At 51.1% G+C, this 21,031-nt stretch carries 17 protein-coding genes; all 17 read right to left on the bottom strand.

What is annotated here, in order from left to right:
• Positions 1-92: 92 nt before the first annotated feature.
• Complete coding sequence (gene asnB / locus P0111_07550; protein ID MDF0643871.1) at positions 93-1,958, bottom strand: asparagine synthase (glutamine-hydrolyzing); 1,866 nt, start codon at positions 1,956-1,958, stop codon at positions 93-95.
• Between the two features lie 225 nt (positions 1,959-2,183).
• Positions 2,184-3,263 carry a hypothetical protein gene (locus tag P0111_07545; GenBank protein ID MDF0643870.1) on the bottom strand — a complete coding sequence of 360 codons (1,080 nt, stop codon included), beginning with the start codon at positions 3,261-3,263 and terminating at the stop codon, positions 2,184-2,186.
• A gap of 103 nt (positions 3,264-3,366) precedes the next feature.
• Positions 3,367-4,281: a glycosyltransferase family 2 protein gene (locus tag P0111_07540; GenBank protein MDF0643869.1), complete on the bottom strand. Its 915-nt coding sequence runs from the start codon at positions 4,279-4,281 to the stop codon at positions 3,367-3,369.
• A gap of 16 nt (positions 4,282-4,297) precedes the next feature.
• Positions 4,298-5,101 carry a peptidoglycan bridge formation glycyltransferase FemA/FemB family protein gene (locus tag P0111_07535; GenBank protein MDF0643868.1) on the bottom strand — a complete coding sequence of 268 codons (804 nt, stop codon included), beginning with the start codon at positions 5,099-5,101 and terminating at the stop codon, positions 4,298-4,300.
• Between the two features lie 179 nt (positions 5,102-5,280).
• Positions 5,281-6,276: a hypothetical protein gene (locus P0111_07530; GenBank protein MDF0643867.1), complete on the bottom strand. Its 996-nt coding sequence runs from the start codon at positions 6,274-6,276 to the stop codon at positions 5,281-5,283.
• A 70-nt stretch (positions 6,277-6,346) separates the two neighbouring features.
• Positions 6,347-7,564: a DegT/DnrJ/EryC1/StrS family aminotransferase gene (locus P0111_07525; GenBank protein MDF0643866.1), complete on the bottom strand. Its 1,218-nt coding sequence runs from the start codon at positions 7,562-7,564 to the stop codon at positions 6,347-6,349.
• 78 nt (positions 7,565-7,642) lie between these two features.
• Positions 7,643-8,758, bottom strand: coding sequence for a glycosyltransferase family 4 protein (locus tag P0111_07520; protein ID MDF0643865.1), 1,116 nt, complete (start codon positions 8,756-8,758; stop codon positions 7,643-7,645).
• Complete coding sequence (locus tag P0111_07515; GenBank protein ID MDF0643864.1) at positions 8,755-9,975, bottom strand: hypothetical protein; 1,221 nt, start codon at positions 9,973-9,975, stop codon at positions 8,755-8,757. The genes P0111_07520 and P0111_07515 overlap by 4 nt, the downstream gene beginning before the upstream one ends.
• A 727-nt stretch (positions 9,976-10,702) precedes the next feature.
• A complete protein-coding gene (locus P0111_07510; protein MDF0643863.1) occupies positions 10,703-10,843 on the bottom strand; it encodes a hypothetical protein in 141 nt (46 codons plus the stop codon).
• Between the two features lie 333 nt (positions 10,844-11,176).
• The gene (locus P0111_07505) at positions 11,177-11,752 is read right to left on the bottom strand and encodes a YdcF family protein (GenBank protein ID MDF0643862.1); all 576 of its coding nucleotides are present in this window, start codon (positions 11,750-11,752) and stop codon (positions 11,177-11,179) included.
• 759 nt (positions 11,753-12,511) lie between these two features.
• Complete coding sequence (locus P0111_07500) at positions 12,512-13,822, bottom strand: ATP-grasp domain-containing protein (GenBank protein MDF0643861.1); 1,311 nt, start codon at positions 13,820-13,822, stop codon at positions 12,512-12,514.
• 117 nt (positions 13,823-13,939) lie between these two features.
• Positions 13,940-14,212 (bottom strand): hypothetical protein, encoded by a 273-nt coding sequence (locus tag P0111_07495; GenBank protein ID MDF0643860.1) that lies wholly within the window; start codon positions 14,210-14,212, stop codon positions 13,940-13,942.
• 186 nt (positions 14,213-14,398) lie between these two features.
• Positions 14,399-15,586: an NAD(P)-binding domain-containing protein gene (locus tag P0111_07490; protein MDF0643859.1), complete on the bottom strand. Its 1,188-nt coding sequence runs from the start codon at positions 15,584-15,586 to the stop codon at positions 14,399-14,401.
• Between the two features lie 124 nt (positions 15,587-15,710).
• Positions 15,711-16,835, bottom strand: coding sequence for a UDP-N-acetylglucosamine 2-epimerase (non-hydrolyzing) (wecB, locus tag P0111_07485; GenBank protein ID MDF0643858.1), 1,125 nt, complete (start codon positions 16,833-16,835; stop codon positions 15,711-15,713).
• 74 nt (positions 16,836-16,909) lie between these two features.
• Positions 16,910-17,980, bottom strand: a complete 1,071-nt coding sequence (locus P0111_07480; GenBank protein MDF0643857.1) for a DUF354 domain-containing protein — start codon at positions 17,978-17,980, stop codon at positions 16,910-16,912.
• Between the two features lie 112 nt (positions 17,981-18,092).
• A complete protein-coding gene (locus P0111_07475) occupies positions 18,093-19,595 on the bottom strand; it encodes an O-antigen translocase (GenBank protein ID MDF0643856.1) in 1,503 nt (500 codons plus the stop codon).
• Between the two features lie 231 nt (positions 19,596-19,826).
• Complete coding sequence (locus P0111_07470) at positions 19,827-20,924, bottom strand: hypothetical protein (protein MDF0643855.1); 1,098 nt, start codon at positions 20,922-20,924, stop codon at positions 19,827-19,829.
• Positions 20,925-21,031 lie beyond the last annotated feature (107 nt).

The raw sequence follows: 21,031 nt of genomic DNA, 5'->3' as shown, positions 1-21,031 counted from the left end.
GCCTTTACAGGCGGGGACCTTCTGCTGGATTAGATGGAGCGCCCATAAAGGCAGGATTGTTGTACGCGCCCTGACGATCGACCGCACCCACCCTAGCCTCTTTTGTCATGCCAATGTTTAAGCACGAACAATCTCCAGATAAAATCGCCATAATCTTCGCGCCCGCTCCTGCTGGCGTTCACAAGATTATGCATAACTCCACAATCGAGTCCAAAATCAGCGCTAGCTAGATCTTTCAGCCTTCGTTCAAACTGATCCTGCACAAACCATTCACGTAGTGGAACGCTAAATGGCATTTTCGGTGCCTTTACTATCGACAAAGGAAGCTTTGGCCCAAAAGTACGCTTGAGCAAGTTCTTTCGCTCCCAATTTGGCAACTTGATGCTCTTGTCTACGCAGTACGATAGCTCAACGAGACGGTGATCCAGAAAAGGTACTCTCGCCTCGAGAGAATGCGCCATGCTCATGCGATCCACCTTCGTGAGCATATCATCCGGCAATGACACTTTAAGATTGAAAAACATTAGCTGGTAAAATGGGTCGGTCAGTTTGCACTTTCCGAACACGTCCGACAAGTAGTCATCGATACTTATCTGAGGCTCATCAATTGATACGAGTCTTCTGATGGATAATGGGTCGAGCAAAGATAGCTTTGAAACAAATCTGTCTTGAAACGAAGCCCCTGACAAGTGCAGGAACCGCTTCAACCGATTTAGCTTGTATCGCATATCTCCTCTTGTGCTCGAGCACAAAAAGTTGACTGCGCTATACAAGGCAGTTCTGGCCATGCGAGGTACCCGGCGGTATTCCCCAGTAAGTTTTTCCGTGACGTAACTTGTATACCCCGAGAGCACTTCGTCTCCGCCATCTCCAGTCAGAACCATTGTGACTCTTTCCCTTGCCAGACGTGAGACCAATCCAACTGGAATCGCCGAGGCGTCGCCGAATGGTTCATCAAAATGAAACAGGATGGCCTCCAATGATTCATCGAAGGCTTCAGGCTTTGCCACCTGCTCATGGTGATTCGTGCGACAGTGCATGGCGACTTGCTTGGCCAACCCTCGTTCATCAAATGCTTTCTCAGCGAATCCGATCGTAAAGGTTTCGATTGGCATCGCACTTACTTCAGTCATGGCTGCCACAATACTAGAAGAATCCAACCCTCCACTAAGGAATGCGCCGTAGGGCACATCACTCCGCATTCTGAGCCTGACCGAGTGACGCAGATGCTCCTCAAACTCGTCACATATTCTTTGTGAATCGTTTCGCATGTCTCTTTCACTGATCGCCGGAAGATCCCAATAAACCCTGTCGTCCATCCTTCCGTTCTTCACTAGCAAAAAGTGCCCGGGCATAAGCTTGAATATACCTTTGTAGAAGGTGTATGGAGCGGGTATATAGCCCAGAGATACATATATATGTAGCAATTCATGTGCACATCGATATCGGCCGCCAGCGGCAAGAATGCTCTTGATCTCCGAACCAAAGATGAATGAACCGTCTTGTACCGAATAGTGGATTGGTTTCTCCCCAAGCCGGTCACGAGAAAGAAAGAGCGATCTATTTCGCGCATTCCAAATCGCAAAAGCCCACATGCCATTGAACTTTTCCTGACATCCCAAACCCCACTGTTCATAGGCCTTGAGGACGACTTCAGTGTCGGAAGCTGTGTCGAACCTATGGCCCAAGGTTCTCAACTCGTCTCGCAATTCAACATAATTGTAAATTTCCCCGTTAAAGACGACCGCAAGAGTCTTATCCTTACTAATCATCGGTTGCGAGCCCGTGGATAGATCAATCACTGCTAGCCGCCTATGTCCTAACCCAATGTTGCCTGCAACATAATATCCTTCCCCATCTGGCCCTCGATGCGACAGAACATTCGTCATGCCGTGAAGGGTTACTTCGTCAACCTTCTTGCCTTCGTCAAAATGCAGTATGCCTGCTATGCCACACATAATAGCGTGCTCACCCCATCGCTCGATAATTGCGATCGCCTGTCGTGCGCCTTCGAAACCAACCAGGCTGGTCGATTGATGTACGCGGTGTGGGATATATGGGATATCAGTTCCGCAACAAAACAACTCTCGTCCAGAGCACCTGACTTCTTTGGAGACCCAAATCAGGCCACGCTTCGGCCAGACCCCTAGTCTTCAGCGGCGCCCGTTCAGGGTACGGTGGAATCACTGGACCATTTTGCTTTCCGCCAAAGCGGTGCGCAGCGGAGCAACAAGATGGCCTGCAACTGTGCGGTGACCCTTTGCACCCCAGGCATGGCCTTCCGGCGTGCCGTAGTCGGTGACCCCCTCAAACCAGTTGTCTGTTTGCAGATGCCGCAACAAACCTTGGCGGCCCATTGCTTCGACCTCCCACAGAATCCCTGGCCACATGGCGAAGTCGCCAGGGACATCGAATAGGATCAGAGGAATTCCCCGTCGTTTTAGATCTTTGGCGAACGTCATGAGCAGCATGTTATGGAATGCCTCCTTGTCCTGCTTGACTCCAGACAAACTCTGCTCAACCACTTGCGTCCGCCAGAATGAATAAACGTAGTTCCTAGTCAAATTGTATGCAGCACTCCGCTGCAAAATAGAATCACTCAACCACTGCTTGACCTTTCCCATCGTGTCACTCATAGAGTGGGCAAGATGAAAACTGAAGCGACCTTCTTCGACCGTCGTTACCATTTCGTAGAGGTTATCGTTGGGATCACTCGATGCGAATTGCAGCACCACCACGGCGGGCTGAAACAAGAGCCCGAACTCGTAGAAAGTTCGTATCTCATTGGTCAGACCGAAACCTCCCACGCCAAGATTAATAACATTCGCCATTTCCGCCAACTCTTCCCCCAAAACAGCGGAATATTCCTCTCCGTCATTCACTCCGATCCCGAAGGTATTCGAGTCCCCCAGTACAACGACGTTCAGGCGGTCGTAGCTATTTGACAGTTTGGTCCTAGAAATACGATACCCGTACTCGTTGGTGCGATAGTTGAAACGCCACACGCCCGGTAATTGGTTAACGATAGTCGCGGACTCTGCCATCCGATGACCAAAGCGTTCAGAGTACTGGTACCGTGGATATAGCTCCGTCTGCGGCGCGATCAACCGAACCAAAATCTCAAAACAGAGGAGTGGCACGACAACCGCTAGTGACAACATGATTCCCCAAAACACGACCTTACGACTCAATGCATCCTCCAACAAGGACGGGGATGGTTTCGTAGCGTTTCTGATGACCTGCTCAATTAGCTGTCCCCCCATAGGAGTAACCTTTTACCATTACCATTGACCAAGACAGCGCCTCTAAAATTACTGGTACGCAGAGGTCTTGGCTGATCAACGCTGCACATGCTCATGAACCGCATTATTTGACCACGTATTGTTCCTTGACAATTTCTATCCTGCATGCAGCTAAAAGTTTCCCGAGGTGATCAAAATCGGAAACCAGGTACTTTACGAACACGTGTCGGCCCATTATTAGAAAAACAGGAAGCATCATCGTATAGAGAACACAGGCGGCAAAAGATCGCGCAATCCCAAGCACATTCCCGGCTGGGCTTGTCAGGGACGCCTTCCCCCTCAGTAGCGCTCGTCTTAACTGAAAGGATAGGCGAGTTCGTTCAATCGGCACAATTTCATATACAGCCGCTTCTTCACACCAAACAAATGCCTTGCCCAATTCCATCGCCCTTCGAAAGAAATCACAATCCTCTCCTCCACTGCCGAACTCCCTGTTAAAAGGGCCAGCCACCTCGTTAAGAACACCGCGTTTAACGAGCACGTTCCCCGTACCTGTCTGTCTCCAATCCAGCACTACCCCTGTTTGATAACACTGGGAGTTAGGCCGGTCAAAAAGCCCGGCCTTGCTAATCCACTGTGGAGGCACAGCCTGGAATAGTGGTTTCACCGGCCCAAGAACTCCATCTGCCCCGTATTTTAATAGCGTCGCATGCATTCTGAGGAGCCACTCCCTAGTTGGGATTTCATCATCATCGATAAAGGCTACGAAGTCGCCGGTGGCGTGCCTCACCGTCATGTTCCTCGCTAGCGCGATGTTCTGCTCTGGCTCCACATGATACTCGAGGCAAATCCTGGACTGTCGAGAACACGACTCCACCGTCTCACGCGCCGATTCAGACTTATCGTTATCGGTGATAACGATGGAGTACTCAAAGAGACCTGCCTTTTCTTGCTCTTCCAGCTTGGACAGCAATCGCCTGAGCAGTTCAGGCCTTTTGTACGTACAGATGCATACCGATATGTGATTCGTTCTTGGCATAAGTCATCGCTACAATTCAGGCATTCTTAAGCTTATGACTCTCCTGATCTACAATATCGCCGCCCCTCATGAAGCGGACTGACAGAGAATATGCTGCAAATTTGACCGGGTTGAAGGAATATTTCCACATGTACCCCTGGGTCAATCTTCCTCCAAAACGTTGTTTGAACGTCATGAGTCCTTCCTGCTTTGAACCTTTTTCTGGGTTAATTCGAACTCCGACGAAATCGTAACGTTTGACTCCAAGACTTTGGAATGTCCGAATTGCTTCCCATTGAAGGAGATTCATCGCCCCGGTCAGTGGACTCAAAACGCTACCGCCATATAAATAGTACGCGCTATGGCTGCTGAAAGGTAGCACAGCGCATCCCTGCGGCGAGCCTTGATAAAATGCAACGAAGATTTTCACATGCTCATTAAGCCCACACACGAAATGTTCAAATTCTCCCTCTGACATAAATCTGAGCTTGGATCGCTTAAGCGTTTCCCGTGTCAGATCATAAGCGGTCGAAAGATGCTCCGTCCCACATCGGATCTCCACGCCCTTGTTCTTTGCGCTGCGAATGACATTGCGATGTTTTGAGTGAAGATTCGTCCAGAGTGCTTCCTCCGCTTGGGTCAGGTCAATGATGAACGTGCCATAGGGTGCCGCTATCGCACCGTCAGGACAGACGCGAAAAATCGCATTATTTGTCGCCGGAATGATCATATCAGCCCCGGTGGAACGAAGGTATTCAACGGCCCTGTTCAAAAACAGCCTCTCCTCTTCTCTCTCAAGCACCTCTCCCCATGGAATGGTTTCAGCTCGGAACCGGACCATGCGAAACATCGTTTTCCGAATGATCGTATAGGGGAGTACGCAGCGGAGCTTCCCTGAATTGTCCACCCCCCCGATCCACCCATATTCGTCGCTTACCGATTTCAAGTAAGATTCGGAAGCGTATATGGAGAGGTCAGGCCGCCAGTCTATTTTTGTCGGCTCTGCCCATATGCTCTTCGTCACCGCTGACACCGGGGATACGCTCCGCCGAATGTGGTTACCGCGATTCCTTTTTCTTTCAAGTAGCTAAGGAAGGACTCGACTGTATCCAGGTCGACCAAATCCTTGGTGTGACCAATTGCGACGATAGGCCTAAATCCGGTCGGATCTTTCCGGTCTTCGAAGACTATTTCATCCATCATGTCGGTTAGTTCTCCGATTGTCATTCGGCAGAAATCCAATTTGAGGGGACATCGGAAGCGAAGAAAATCGAGATAGCGTCTAAGCTTTTTCAGACCTCTTAGCGAAGAGGCGGAGCTCTTCTGACCCATCCCGATACGCTTGAGAGTTACCATCTTCCAACTCGGAGTCATCACTGAATAGGTCGGCAGCTCAATCAACCGGCCATCGGAATTCGGCTTATTAACATCTTCCTGAAAGCGCCAATAGTATCCGTTCTTACGCGCCGGCCTATAATCTAATCCATGGTTATGTTGCAAACCGCCCTTAAAAACCGAAGAATCTATCTTTATTCCTCTGTCTGCTAAGACAGCCGCGGCATCCTTTGTCGGCTGAAATAACCAGTTTCCCGCCCTGAAGGAAGCAGGGGTAAAATCTGCGTCACCCAACACTTTCCGGAAGTAAGCGATCGCTCGATCGACTATGAGCACGATTCGCTCCCGCGGCAGTTTGCACAGGTTATATTCTTCGTGGTCGAGCAACCACCTTCCATTTTCGTACCGGCCTTGATACCACTGCGGATGGATGTGAAGTCCCAGTTCGAACCCCTCTTCGTAAAACTCCCTTATCTGTCGTTTCACCAGGTCGATACCGAGGTCCGCGCGTTCAGCCTCTATCATCTCCAACTCTGCGACTTCAACGAACACCACGAAACGGGTGTTCCATTTTCGGAAGATCGCCCTCAGGCGCTCCGATGGTTCATAAACCAGTTCTCTTAGAGACCCTTCTCCATTCCCGTATATTTCATAATCAATTGTGAAGATGCATTCAATCATGACTAAACCAAGGACATCCGCTCGAATGTTCCAGGTTATGTGACCCGGTTTCTATTTGAAGACACCTCCCTCATCGGAGGAGTTCCATACTACGGACAACCTTGCTGCGTCCTCTCGCCTCAGCCCACCCTTCGTTCAGACGCTCAGCGATGCGCTCGATCTCGCTTTTCTGGAGGCTGTAGTAGCTTGGAATAATGAGTGTCCTTTTTGATAGGCGTTCAGCCACGGGGCAATCGCCCGTATAGCCATATTGTTCAGTGGCAATCTCCACTATGTCGCCAAGGTATTTCATCGTATCGATCCGCCGTTTGAGGAGATAGCCGGCGATCAGGTCGCGGCTCTCCATCGAAGGAAATGCGACCGGGAAATGATATCGGTTATAAAACATGCCGGGCTTTTCCGTGCAGAGCATGTCGGACTCCAGTTTGAGCGCGTTGGAGTAGAAATCGGCGTTGTCCCGCTGTCTCATGATCGCCGAGTCCAGGAGAGGAAGCCGTTTTCGGATGAGAGCAAAATCAACCCTGAACATTTGGCCGAGTGCGACGCTGGGTTTCTCCGACAAGCGTCTCTTTCGATTTAAGAATTCCCAAAGGGGGTAACCTGCGATTCCATAGAGAGGTTTCCTCCGAAGAATGGACTTAACATAGGTTGTCGCTGCGTGAGCGCATTCGTCCGTGTAGCTGGGGGCTATCATTCCATCGGTCAATCGAAGGACTCGAGCGTTTATATCCGCATCCATGGAAAACAAGGCTCCGCCTTCTCCCACGGAGAGGTATTTCCCGGAGCGAAAACTGAAAAACGCAATGTTGCCGAACGAACCGACCATGCGGCCACGAATTTTGCTCCCGAGAGCCTGCGCGCAGTCTTCAATAATCGGTTTGCCCTGCGCCACCTCTCGCAAGGCTGGCACGTCGCAGAGGTTTCCATACATGTGAACGGCGATGACAGCGTCCAGTTGAGAGCGCTTCGCTAAGAAGTCTTCAGTGGACAGACAAAACGTCTCTGGCTCGACGTCAATGAAGCGGGCCGTACAACCGGCCTCCTCGATCGCTTTGAACACGGCTGAGCAACAGTACAGAGGCACTCCAATCCGTGCTTTCGACGGCAGGTTAAGTGCCTGAATGGCTGTGACAAGCCCCGCCCTGCCTGATCTGACCGGAATACAACCGCCGAGTCCCGATATCCTCAGCTTACCGGTTCGATTTCTCGGCGCCAGCGTTTCAGCCAAACCATAAAAAAGGTCGCTGAGACTGTACTCCCAGTGATCCCTGGGCGTGAGCCCTATCATGGATTTCTCTATTGGCGGATTACTGGAAAGTGTGCGAGCTTAATCAGATTAGACACTATTCCACGACATCACAATCGCTTAACCGCCTTTGGCCTTACCCATTATTATGTCATCGGACGATAGTCCGCCGACCCGGCCAGTGGCATAGGCCAACGCATCTCTAAAACCAGCGCACAAATTGTCGATGTTCCCATTGTCTGCAATTTCTCGCTTTGCCGCATCAGAGAAGCGGCTCCGAAGCTCGTCGTTGTCGATGAGAAGAAGCAATGTTTGAGCCATTTCCGGCACGTTATCTCTCGGTGTGATGAAACCATTCACCTCATCCTTCAAATACATAATCTCCGCAGACTCGTCACCCTCTTCAGTCACAAAAGGCAGCCCACAGTGGAAGGCGTCGATAATGCTTAATCCAACCGCACCGGGAAGACAGTAGACATCCGCCGAAGAAAGAATGTCGAACTTCTCGTCTCCGTAGAGGGAGCCGAGTTTGTAGATATTGCCGCCGACAAACTTGTCGAGAATTCGGTCTGGATCGGGCCCGACAAGGATCAACCCGATATCGGGCCGATTCATGTAAACAAATGCTTCTACGAGACGTTCCAATCTCTTCCGCTTCTGGATACGACCGACGCAGATAATGTTCTTCCTCGTCGTAATTCCGTATTTCTGGAGGACGTGCTCTTTCTTCACACCGGTCGGAAGCCCTCGATACCTTAAATAAAGCGTGTTGTTGGCTACAAAGAGCTTTTTGTGAAACTGCCTCGACACAAATTTCTTCAAATGTTCCGCATACAAAATAATGGCGTCACACATGCGTAGCTCGAACCAGTAAGCCAGATTCTTGATGACAGCGTCCGTAGCGGCGAGATCACACCCTTGCCCCCAGTAAACAATCTTCCGCCTCATGATTCCCTTTACGATCAGATATGTCGGAAACAAATACGAGTGTCTCAATTCCATATAATCAATGATCGCTTCAATCTGATGCCGATAGATGAACCGAGCGATACTAAGGAGGGAAAGGGGCATCTCCGTATATTGAAAATCGACGGCGTGCGGATTGCCCGACTCGATTCCATCCGACACAACGGTGAGGTCAAAGTCGCAACGCTTGAGATAGGAACTCAGGTAGCAGTATATTGGAACCCGATAGTGTGGAATCTTACCCGCGTGAATGAGAAGGACTCGAGTCATGTAGACACTTCTCTCGACTCATGACGGCACGTGCCCTCAGGCCCATGTTCGCGGTCCTCCAGAAGCGTCGCAAGCGATTTGAGCATCCATGCTTGAGACCATCTCATGTACGAGATGCGATTCGTAACCAAAGGGAGGACCTGATAGTAAAAGTACCCTCGCTCATTCCACATATGGTTCATTGCCCATCCATAAACTGCAAATGCAAGATCGGCATTGTCCTCACGGAGGTCCCTAAGCTCTAGTAGTGTAATAATACTTTGAGCCACACTATGAATATCGATAGGATATGTTTGGTTGTGAAAATATCTTGGCTCACCATCTACATTGATAAAATGCTTTCTGTAGAACTCAAACCCTAGGCGAAGATGGGATTCAAATTCTCCCGCTTCTCCATGGCGGACAATACTCCGTAGGGCACAAAGATTGTACCCGGTGTGAAAATTATCGACCCATCTCTGGCTTGGCAATTCTCCATAGTCCCACGATCCGTCATCCCGTTGTCGCCTAGCTGAGTAGCGCGCTACTTTTAGGGCCGGCTCGATGAACTGTTTCTCGCCGGTGAGCTTGTAAATCCTACTTAACAGAGCGGAACCTAAAAAGTTCGCATTGTGAACCCGCGCTCGTATCCCGGGGATGGGATAGCTAAATCCACAAGCAGAACCGTCCTCAGTCCAATAGAGATCATTTATGATGTACTCCCCCGCGCTGACCGCCATATTCAAGTACCGCGGCTCATGCTTTTCCTCATAAAGATCTAGCAAGGCATCGGCTACGAATGCTGTGCACACGAGATTCGGTGCCCAGCGAGGCACGAGATCTGTCCGCGTCTGCCAAGGAAAGCTGTACCCCCAGCACCAGTAAGAAGTATTTGGTGACCGAAGCGTGACTAACCTTTCGACCATGCCTTCGACAAGATCTTTCGGCTCAAGCAGCCCGAGCTTTGAGAGTTTCAGTAACGCCACCAGAAATAGTGCGATCGCTTTTGGGTTCTGTTCGCGTGGTACGAGAAGAAGAGGTCGAAGATTGAGCGGAAGCCGTTTCATGATTTGAGTGATCGCTATTCTGCAGACCCTGCTTCTTGCAAATGGTGTAAGGCTGAACAGTCGACTATTTAAGGCATCGTAGGGATCAAACCCCGCCCAGTTATTCCCGCCACAGTAAGCCATAAGGCTGGCGATACAGTCTCTGATGCCTGTCGCTGGGTTGTGAGTCATTTCGCACAATCCATGAAAGACCCGATACGATCTGTTAATGTGAACAACCCTGTTATGTTGCCGTTCTTCACCAAACCACTAACGGAGCAGCATCGATCGCTGTTCTGACCCTCCCCCGTTCATTACACCAAAGCCGAAGAAGTTAACTCCTGTGTCAACTGGGTCCTGGTTTGATAGTTGTGAATGAACTCCTGGGGTGACACATTCCCACCGGTTTCTCTGGCTGAATGAAGTGGGGAGGCACGCCGTGCTGAACCGCCAAGGCATACAAGGTCGTCCCGGCGCATTCCGAACTATTGTCAAGCATTAGGGCAACGGCCGTGGCCGTCTTCGTCGCCCGACGGCGACACGAGAGTCCTTCTTCTCAATTGATCCGCTCCACCTTCTGGTAATTCACCCGCCAACCCTCCCGCCGTAACCGCACATAGATCCGCGGGCAGCCATCGCGTCGTTTGGTCTCGGCAATCTCACCAATCCGCGTCTGGAGGCCCTATCCTCCTGACGGTGATGGCGGTACCGGAGCGTATTCCGGTCCAACCCGAGCAATCGACAGACCCATCGCTGACTCAGCCCAAAGCGCTCGGCCATCCACCGCGCCGCCGTTCGCTTCGTCTTGGACCCTACCAGTGCTTTGCGGTGATCGCTTTCAGCGCCTGGACGTAGAGCGCCGGCTCAGCCACCGTCTGTTATAGCCGCCGGTTTTCGTCCTCCAGCTGGCGGAGTTTCTTCACGTCACTGACTTCAAGGCCGGCAGATTTCGCCGCCATGTATAAAACGTAGCGTCCGAGATGCCGTGATTGCGGAAAATCTCTGGGGCTCCGATGCCCCCCTGGGCATCCTTGAGCATCGTGATGAGCTGTTCCTCCATAAGCTGTTTCCGTTTCCTGACCCCTCCTGTGGGCCCATCTCAGGACAGCCGGACTTCCCAAGCCAATGGTCTCGTTTTCGGGGGGACGGTCACCTCGATGGGACAACACCTTCGTCATCCATTCGAGGATTCCCTTGTCGATCTTTCTCTCATTTTCGAAATGGAGCACCCCTGCGATCCCACACCTATTTACCCCTATGTAGTACTTCGAGACCGCCTTACAGCAGATCATAAGGAGGTGAATTCCCATGAGATGCCAACGAAAACTGCCTGACTCGCCCTGCAGAGTGAATTGATGCAGACCCTCTCTGCATCTTGCGATCAAACCGGTACTCAAATTTGTCCAGCCATCCAATACTTTAGAAGACCGACATACTCATGAATAGCGGCCGCATTAGCGCCAAGATTACTCGCCGAAGGCACGAAATCACCAAGGTCCCAAGAATCGGTCGACGTGATGTAGTTGCAGGGAATCGGCGTCACATTAAACCCTTCCTTTTCAAAAGCGGCCACAGAACGCCGCAGATGGATTGCTGAGTCAACCAGCAGGATTTGATTGCTCGATCCCAAAATCTGCTTCAAGGCACGTGCCCTTTCGTGCGTTGCGCTAGCAGTATCCTCAACGATGATTGACTCAAGGGGATATCCCAATACCCCAGCCCACTTCTCCATCACGATGGACCCCGGGGTACTGCGTTGAAACACACCGGTTGCGCTACCTGTGAATACGACCTTTCGAGCAGCGCCTGCTTTCGCATACACAAGCCCACAGACGAGAAGATCGACGTTCCCGGTTCCAATGATCGTCGGTTCTCCGTGGTCGGGACGACCCGGGCTATCCGATCCGAAAATGACCAGAGCATCTTGATTGATGGGCATCTCAGGTGGGGAGTGATAGTAGGATTCCATGGGCCATACGAGTGCATGCGTCAAGGGGGATGTGGTGAGCGCATAGTAGAATCCCACCATCAGAAGGAGGAGACATCGCGTTAGATATGGACAAGGCCTCAACCAGGAGATAAGGCATCCCACTCCCAACCCAATAAGTATCCACACCTCGGGATACAACAACGACTTAATGAGGGCGTATGCAAGGTGTATCATAATCGGGTTGCCGCAGTTCCGAGCAGGTCATTCTATGGTCCGATCTGCATGGGCGCCTTCTCTATGCCGGATGCCGGCATTCCTGACGTTATACACCGCTTCAAATTGGGGCAACTTCTGAAGCAGAGTCAGCACATGAACGCCCCACATCAATGCACGCCCTTGTCTCGCTGCTGGGCTTCGTTGCAGCCATCCGGATCATCCGTATCTTCGCAAGTTCCACATCGCCCGCCCCCACCTCGTTGACGCGCTCGACGAAGTTCACCATCGTGATCAGCATCACCTTGCCGCAAGAACTTCGTCTCCACCAAGGGACAGCACCACACCCTGCCCCCCCGTAAGAACCTCTCCCCCGACCGCTGCCATTCCCTCGCCAAGCTGATACCGCCGCCTAGCGTTGCACCAACACCTAGGGATGTAATACATGGGCTGGAAATTCAGATATGTCCTTGCTCGAATAGTATTGGGAGAGTCGCTGTATGCTAGGCCTAGTCAACCGGTGACGACGACGTTGGTGCAGTGCAACTTACTGACTTCTGAATTGATCAGGATACCGACGTCGCACTAGATTTGTCGGTCGCGACTGCGGCTGATATGTTTGTACGCGCGAAAGAGAAGACATCGTGCTGGCCAAGGATGGAGAATCTCCTGGACCAATTCTGGTGCTTCTTCTGGGATATCATGAAAAGCCGACTCTAGAATTGGGCTTTTGCTTTTCAATGCTTGAGGGAAATACGCGATTATGTCTTTCGACGTGACCGACCGAGTCTCTTGGGCAGGTTGACCCGATATTTGGGCGATAATCGCTGCAATCAAATCTTTTCCCTTGCCAAGTCGCAGATGGGAAAGAGGAGTACATCGCGGATTCATCTCAATCAGGTAGGGCATACCGCTACCCTCCTCAATTATAAAATCTAATCCGAATAAACCGGACAACCTCAGCCTGCGCGCAATCCGCTCAGCGGCGCCCATCATCTCCGTGTTGTCAATTACGCGTACAACAATGGCGGGACCGGTCTGTTCCTTCGCACAAAGCACCTCAACGCTAATCCCAGCTAAAACCCTTCCATCTGAGCATACGACGGCACAATTCGCCGGATGCCCGTTAATGTAAGACTGAATAGTGATCCTCGGACTCCATCGGTTCAACCAATGTCGTAGCCAGAATGACTCACGATCCACGAGCAACCATTTGAGAACCTGGCCGAAGTTAGGCTGCTTGGACAGTTCCGAGAATCTTTGCTCAGCTTCCGTTAAAGTGTATACGATCTTCACGCTACGGCCACCCGATGTCCCATCGGCCTTCAACACCCAGGGGAATGCTTGTCGTGCGCGCCATGACTCCAGGTCGTTCACTGTATTGAGAAGAGCTGTATCGGGCACACGTATCCCTTCCTGAGCGGCCGTCTGGGTGAGGTCGTAGCGAGCGGAGACTATCGGGTAGCTTTCGGGAGAGCCTAAGGACCGCACTATCAAGTCATCGATTTCGCTTCCAGGCGACTCTCCTTTGTACTCATACGCATACAATTCGTGCAGATGTTCTACGGCAAGGTCATCGCAAGGGATAATGATAGAGGGAGCAATTGCATCAATCGCAGTTCTCAAAGAGTTTAGCGGACGAACGCCGCTGTAGGGGAATATTCGCTGGGCAACACCCGTCCTCGATACAGGGTGATGCGTTGGGCAGACGGCTGCGACAATACAGCCGGCCTCGGAGAGGTTGATCGAAAGTCGTGCAGCATTGTGCCAGCGATTTGTATTCGTCAAAAGCACTCTCGGAGGCCCAACTGCTCGGCCTTTATAATTAGAATTCTGCAACTCAGAGGCGATCCCATTCGCAGTTGAAATTGCGAAGCGGCCTCCTCTGTAGTTCATGCCCGATCTCCCGTCATCAGAGGGGAAATCGGAGGGTGCGGAAGAAAACTAGCTTCCATATTTGGCCTAGGATCAACGATCAGCATGCGGTCCATACCGCCCCCTGGGTCGCTCGGGTCAGGCGATCCGGTGCTCGCTCGCCGACTCTTGTTGGATCTCACGCCGGAGCGCCTCTTGGAGCTGAGACACATGCCGATAGCCTTTGACGCGACGCAAGCCCGGCTCAATTGCGAGCAAGGCACTCGATACCCAGCGGTGTTTTTTCTCGGGCGTACGCCAGAGATCCACACGATCGGTCAACTGACTCACCCAGGACAGCTGCGACTCCAGACAATTCGTGGTCTTGAGACTGATACCCTGCGTGTTGACGAGGCCCAGTCGATGCAGCATAAAGGTTTCCTCCAACCTCCATCCAGGCTGGTCGCCGCGGCCCGGTAATGTTCTAGCCAGGCGGCCTAGAAACCACATTGCGCTCTGGCTGTCCCGTCAATACCGGCGCATTACGCGGACAGGCTCCTAGCTCAGATCTCTCAGCGGATTCGTGTCGAGTATCCAAACTCTCGCTGACATGACCGCTCAGACTTTTGCGAGGTGCCTCGATAGCCGGGCTGCGGTGAATCTGGCTCCGAAAGCAAAGCGAAGCAGGGGCCCGAAGGTGTGTGTTGCGGAAACACCGACCAGATAGAGGCCTGGCACAGAAGATTCAAACTTGGAGGATAATATCGGCGTGTGATCGACGGATCGCATTCCTGATTGGATTTCTGAATCCAAGAAGGTCAACCGCCGTAGATCGACCTTATAGCCGGTCGCCGCGATTACGTGATCTGTTACCAGCGTCCTAGGAGAACCCGAACTATCAGTTAACTGAAGATATACACGGCCATTTTTAGCGCTTGCCTCCGTGATGGTCACCCCTAGGTTGAACGGCACCTTGTCTACCACCTCTTCCTTGATGAACCAACCTGGGGCCGGACCGAGGATCTTCTGCGCAACAAGGAACCGAAATCGCTCTGGCATCAGACGGAAGACCAGCGGTAAGTTTGTACACCAAAACAATTTCCAGCCAGGTCCGATTCCCGTAATTGGGGCGCGAAGCTGGTCAATCAGGGTCGGTGGCTTGATTCGCTGCGTATGAAAGTGAATTTCCGATCCTCTAGCGACCAATTGGACAAGAGCTCCAGCCTGATGAAGCAACGCTGCCAAATCCAGAGCCGATGCCCCTGCTCCCACTACGGCTACTTCACGCCCTTTAAATCGGTCAAGACAGTTGTGTGCGGAGCTATGACTTACGAGTTCTTTTGGAAGCGAGGACAAGATGGGAGGAAGATACGCGTAATAGGTCAATCCCACTGCTAGTACCACCTGTTGAGTCTTGACGATTTCTCCGTCTTCGATGCTCACTTGAAAGCCCATACCGGCTCTGCGCACTGAAACGACGAGCTTGTCCTCAAGCTCAGGCACAAATCTCTTTTGAAATTCCAAACCGTAAGAGGTAAACGTCTCCAACGGGACTGGAAGTCCGAGGTCAGCATATGCAAGCCCTGCCCGCTCACAGTAGTGCTTAAGAGTGAAGGCCGAATCCGGATCATACAGAAAGGAGGCAAAACCCTCTGATTTTAACCGCATGCCTTTGGGCATGTGCTTCAACCAAAAGCCCATCGGGTTGCCAAAGATTCGAAAGTTGACACCCCGTGCCTTGAGATATGCCGCGAGTGAGAGCCCGTACGGCCCCGCACCTATGATCACTACCTGTGCCATATTCATATAATTGATCTTTCCTCACCTGTTACCCAAATAGGGAGGCCGATTTTCTGCCGCACCCCCCGACTTGCCCGCTGATGACGGGAATCGGACAGGAACCGCAGAGGAGGCCGCTTCGCAATTTCACCTAACAATAGGATCGACTCGCTTCCGGAGCATCAGAGGCAACTCTATGCCTTCGAAGGACCTCCACAATTCTTCCTGCAGTTTTCCCATCCCAAAGCTCGATATCTACCTGTCTCCGAGTGGGCCCATTGAGAATATCGGCCGTTTTCTGCTTTAACTGACCCAGGTCACAGAGCTGGTTCGTTCCGTGTATGGTGGTAACTGGCCTCTCGGTATTCTTCCTCACCGTCAGGCACGGGATCCCAAGGTAGCTTGTTTCTTCCTGAATGCCACCGGAATCCGTTATAACAAAGCGACAATTAAGCACCAGATTCATAAAGCGAATATAATTGAGCGGTTCTGGCATAAACAGGTTCGATGATCTTTCCAGTAGGGACAAGAGACGATGCTCCTCCATTTGCTTTCTGGTTCTTGGGTGTACCGGAAAAACAAGGGACATTTTCTCTGCTATTTCTACGAGGACCGTACAGATATTCCTCAGAACAATGGGACTATCCACGTTTGAAGGCCGGTGAAGGGTGACAATTCCATACTCTCCGGCCTCCAACCCGAAAGTGCGACACACATCAAGACGCTCGATCTTGCTTCTCAGCATCTCAAGGGAATCGATCATGATGTTGCCAACCAAATGAATCTTATCTGGAGATATCCCTTCTCTCAGTAGATTCTCGGAAGCGTCCCTCGAAGGTGTCCATAGCATATCCGCGAGCACATCGGTGACCAAGCGGTTAATCTCCTCTGGCATACTTCGATCAAAGGACCGTAGGCCAGCCTCAAGGTGGGCGACCGCTATGCCCAATTTCGTCGCCGCAATCGTCGCCGCCATCGTCGAGTTTACATCTCCAACAACAACAACTAATTCGGGCCTCTGATCGGCCAGAACCTTTTCATATGACATCATGACCCTGCCGGTCTGCTCTGCATGAGATCCATTTTTCACATCAAGATAAGTGTCCGGAAGCGGCAGACCGAGATCCTCGAAGAATGCATCGGACATATTCGCATCATAGTGCTGACCGGTGTGGATAAGAACGGGTTCCGCCCAAGGCTCTTCCTTCAATGCATGATACAGAGGCGCTACTTTCATGAAGTTTGGCCTTGCCGCGCAGACAATGTGAATCAGCATATTTCGATTCCGCCTATACTATCTATCCGTACCAAATACCTCGGCGTACCATGGGGAATCAGACGCATCTGTGATTAGGTTTCATTCTTGTCTTCGATGACTTCTCCAATTGCAGTCATGATTTGTTTTAGAGGCACGCTGTGCCCAAAGAGTTCCGCCGTTCCTTCACGCCTCTTGACTAAACGAATCTTTGACTCCACCTCTTCCTGGTTTTCAATCATTATCAGGCGTCCACGTTCGGCTAAATACTTGTCCACTGCCCCAAGAGTTCCTCTAAAGATACTGTACACAGGAATGCCCAATGCCGCAGCTTCCCTGTTCATAGTTCCTCCACCGCTAATCACCAAATCGGAATGCCATATCAAATTAAGCCCGTCTACGACTCTGTCGGGAATAGTGATTTTCCCCTCTTGGCACCACTTAGGCCAAGTCCCAAGCACAAGATCTTTCTGAGCCTTTTCATTACGTGGCAAAATAATCATTCGAACCCCTGGACTTTTCCCCAAGAATTCTACGACTCTAGTAAATAGTTTATCGCTGTCTGGATTGTGGTAATGGGCCTCACTGGCCGGAGGACGAATTGTGACTACGATATCTTCCTCTCTGAGATTCAGCTGTTGAACAATTGAATAATCGGGCCTAAACGAGGGCACATAGACATCCTCCTTGATCCCAGAATACACTCGATGGCCCCGTTTAAAATGCTCGGTTAAGCGGGGATCATTTATGACTTCTGGTGAAATTCCCAATATTGGCTTGATGAAGGGGAGATTTCTGGAGTGCTCATAATCGAACAGAAGTACCGTCGGAATGCCGAGCACCGCAGAGAGCAAGATAAGAGAGCGCGAACCGTGGGATATCGATATGTCTGGTTTGTACCTGAAAATCACCCGTGCCAGCTGCACACTTCGCCATATCGTGCCGAGAACCTTAAGGAGCTTATTCGCCCCATAGTGCTTCCCTACCGTTATGTAGCCCAATTTGTAGTAGTCCGCGAGTCCCAGTACCTGAAACGTATCACGAGCGGTAACAATGATGGGATGCCCTTTTTTTTCCAGCTCCTTAATAATTGGGAAGAAGAAGGGTACGTGCGGAGAATTGTCCAGGTCTATCCATATTGTTCTGATTCTTTGGATAGAACTCATCGTAGCCCACCCCCATAACAATTGCCTTCACAAGGACTCTGTGAGCGTGGACGGCAAGCAACGTTGCATTTTCCCCACCCATCCAGTCAGATTCTGTGGTAGATAACGCGTACTAGCCGAGCGCTTTGCTTGACTTCAAGATAGGGAGAAGTCCACCAGGACCCATGACTCCTGATAATGACTTAAGTAAGTAGAGAACCATGGCTATGAGCATGGTGCCTCCGATAACCATGGACCAGAACGGTTTGAACAGAAATCCGGAAGCGAAGACGCCTACTACGGCGGAGAAGGTCACCAAGGCAACTCGAGCATTCGCACTTGAGCAGGTAAACCCCGTCAAATACTTTGCAATACTGTAAATGAGCACCGTATAGAATGCCCACATGCCGAAGAAAGCCATTCCGACGCCGTCCAATCCAGCGTAAGAGATCGCTACCACAGCTAACCCAATATAAAGGACGTTCGATATCGCAAACGTCGCAAAAAACAACTTCCCATATCCTTTGGCTAACAGAATGCTGAAGATCGGCCAACTTACTACCTGCAATAATATTCCCATAACCTGCCATCGCAGAATTTCAAAGGCAGCAATGAACTCGCTCGAGTAAAAGATTTGTAGGATCAGAGGTGCGAAAGTAAGCGTGGCAACGATTCCTGGCACGGCTATGAGAAGAGCAATCTTGAGTTGCTCATTGACGAGCTTGTTGCATGCCGCATCGTTGCTCGCAATGGCGGATAGGCGTGGCAAATAGTCTTTGCCCATAGAATCGATAATAAACCCCGCGTAAATCGAAGATAAAACCGTCGCAGCTTGGAGTAAGCCCACCCCTTCTATGCCAATTCGCTTTCTAACAAGGACATTGACCAGGTACGGTGTACCTCTATATACAAACACACTACCCATTACCGCCGCACCGAGAGCAAGCACAGGCTTGACTTCTCTCAAAACCTCTGTCCAGCCCATGCGTATGCAGGTTACCTCAATCTTCCTGGCATACCACCATGTGGCCAGTAGACTTATTCCAGAAACAGCTATCAAGGAGGGGACAACCCCCTTCTGCCCCCATATGTACACAATTGGAACGGCCAAAAGCGTTCCCCAAAATGCACCGATGATATTCACCTTCGCTAGATCGCCGACCCTGCGCATTCCCTGAATCAGAGCTATCTCTCCATTCATTATCGTCCCGCAGACAATCACAATGGAGAGGAGCATGATTTCAAACGAATGCACTTCGTTTCCAAATGTGAACTGGGAAATCAGGGGACTTAGTAGGATGACGATGATCATCCCACCGACCCCCAGACACCACATCGCCCTTCGGATCGCATGAACGGTACGAGCAAGTTTCTCTTGCTCAGGACTACCTGCCGATTCGGCGATTCGTTTCACGCCGCTACTATCGATACCCATCGCCGCTACCGCCCCTGCCATCTCCGCAATCGAATTAAAAATTGCCCATAACCCTATGCCGGCCGGGCCAAGGAGAATAGCCAGGAACTTCGTTCTCAGCATTCTTAGCACTATACTGATAAATGATGCCCCGCCAAGAATGGTCGTAGACCTCAGGATCTGGCGGTAGGATTCATTTGATGTATCAGCTTTCAAACTCATGCCTCATATAGTCTTTTCATTGATAGAAGAAGAGGAAGGAGGTCGCATCATGTATGGAGCGCGTGTGCGCTCCCTGGATGAGCAAGTCGTCGTTGCTCTTGCAGGGCGGACTTCCCGGAACTCTTCACAGCCATTTGGTTTAGTTGTTAAACGCTGCCCCTGACATTTTCACATCTTGGCTGCTGCCCCACGTGTGCTCAGCCGTGTAGATGGACCGGGACAAACAAACGCCTATGGGCTGTTCCGGGCCTTGCTCGCCGTATGGTGACCTTCATTGGTGACCCTTTCGAGCCAGATCTCTCGCCAATAGACATAAATGCTCCTGGGACAAAACCTGCGGCATTGTGCATACCGAGCCTGACAGCCTACCCCTTTCAGAATTACCGCATCGTTCTTTATGTTCATCATTCTCCCTGTCTTTTCATTGATAATCTTTTCTACGCGCCCAAGCACCTCGTAGGCTCCACCACAATAAGGAACTGCCTCTGCGTCAAAATACATCCCGCGGTTATGTGATATCTCGTTTAAGGTGCTCAGAATTTCCTTGTAGCTCTTTACTCTAACGAGTTCGCCTATTTCGAGATTCAAGCGGGCCGCCGGTGTCTGCGCTCCCTTTGGAATCTTACCCACACGTATGGGATACACGACTCCTCCACGGAGTTTCTGAAAACAATCGTACGCCCAGCGCATGGCAGCCCCCACACCGAACCCCCCTCGGGCTATGGTGGAGTAAATAAAGAACAGGAAGGTAGCTAGAATCTGAGAGAGCCGAACGTTACCGGAGGTGTAGTCCTCCATGTATTGCCTCGGATCCCACCAATACAATGGGTGAGTGGCCTTTGCTAAATTGGTGGACTGGCACACATACGTCACTTCAGCTGGATCTGTTTCATCGCGGGAAGCAAGAGTCCCTGCCCACACCTCTCGCTCAGTACAACCACTGAGCGTGCCGCATTGTTTTTCATTCAGCTGTGCCTTCGCAATCTCGAACCTTGAAAGAGATTCTGCTTCATCGTTTACCCGCTCTAACCAGGCATCCTTCCAGAATATTAAACACCCCGCCTGGCAGCCGCCATGGGCTCGCCCATCGCAACGAACATCAGTTAAATGCACCGCGTTCGTCACCCGCCGTCCCTCAAGACCATTCGGTGGATCACAGGTCTTATGGGCCCGCTTAAATACTCTAATGCGCTGCCCGCAATACTGAAACATTTCCGGCATAAAGGGGAGCTGCTCCAGTTGGCCGCTATTGTCCAGAGTCTTCAAGATCTCGATCTTGCTCTTGACCCGAACCCATTCACCGGCACGAAGTTTTGAGCAGTCATTCATGTCATTTCCCGACTCACTCGCCTCGGCCCCCCTTGGATAATTGTAATGCTGTCTCTGCGCCCATTCACGGCGACAGGTCTATCACACTGTCGTGATGTCATCACGCT

Source organism: Nitrospira sp., from assembly GCA_029194535.1.
GTDB lineage: Bacteria > Nitrospirota > Nitrospiria > Nitrospirales > Nitrospiraceae > Nitrospira_C.
This window is presented reverse-complemented; position numbering and strand designations above follow the sequence as displayed.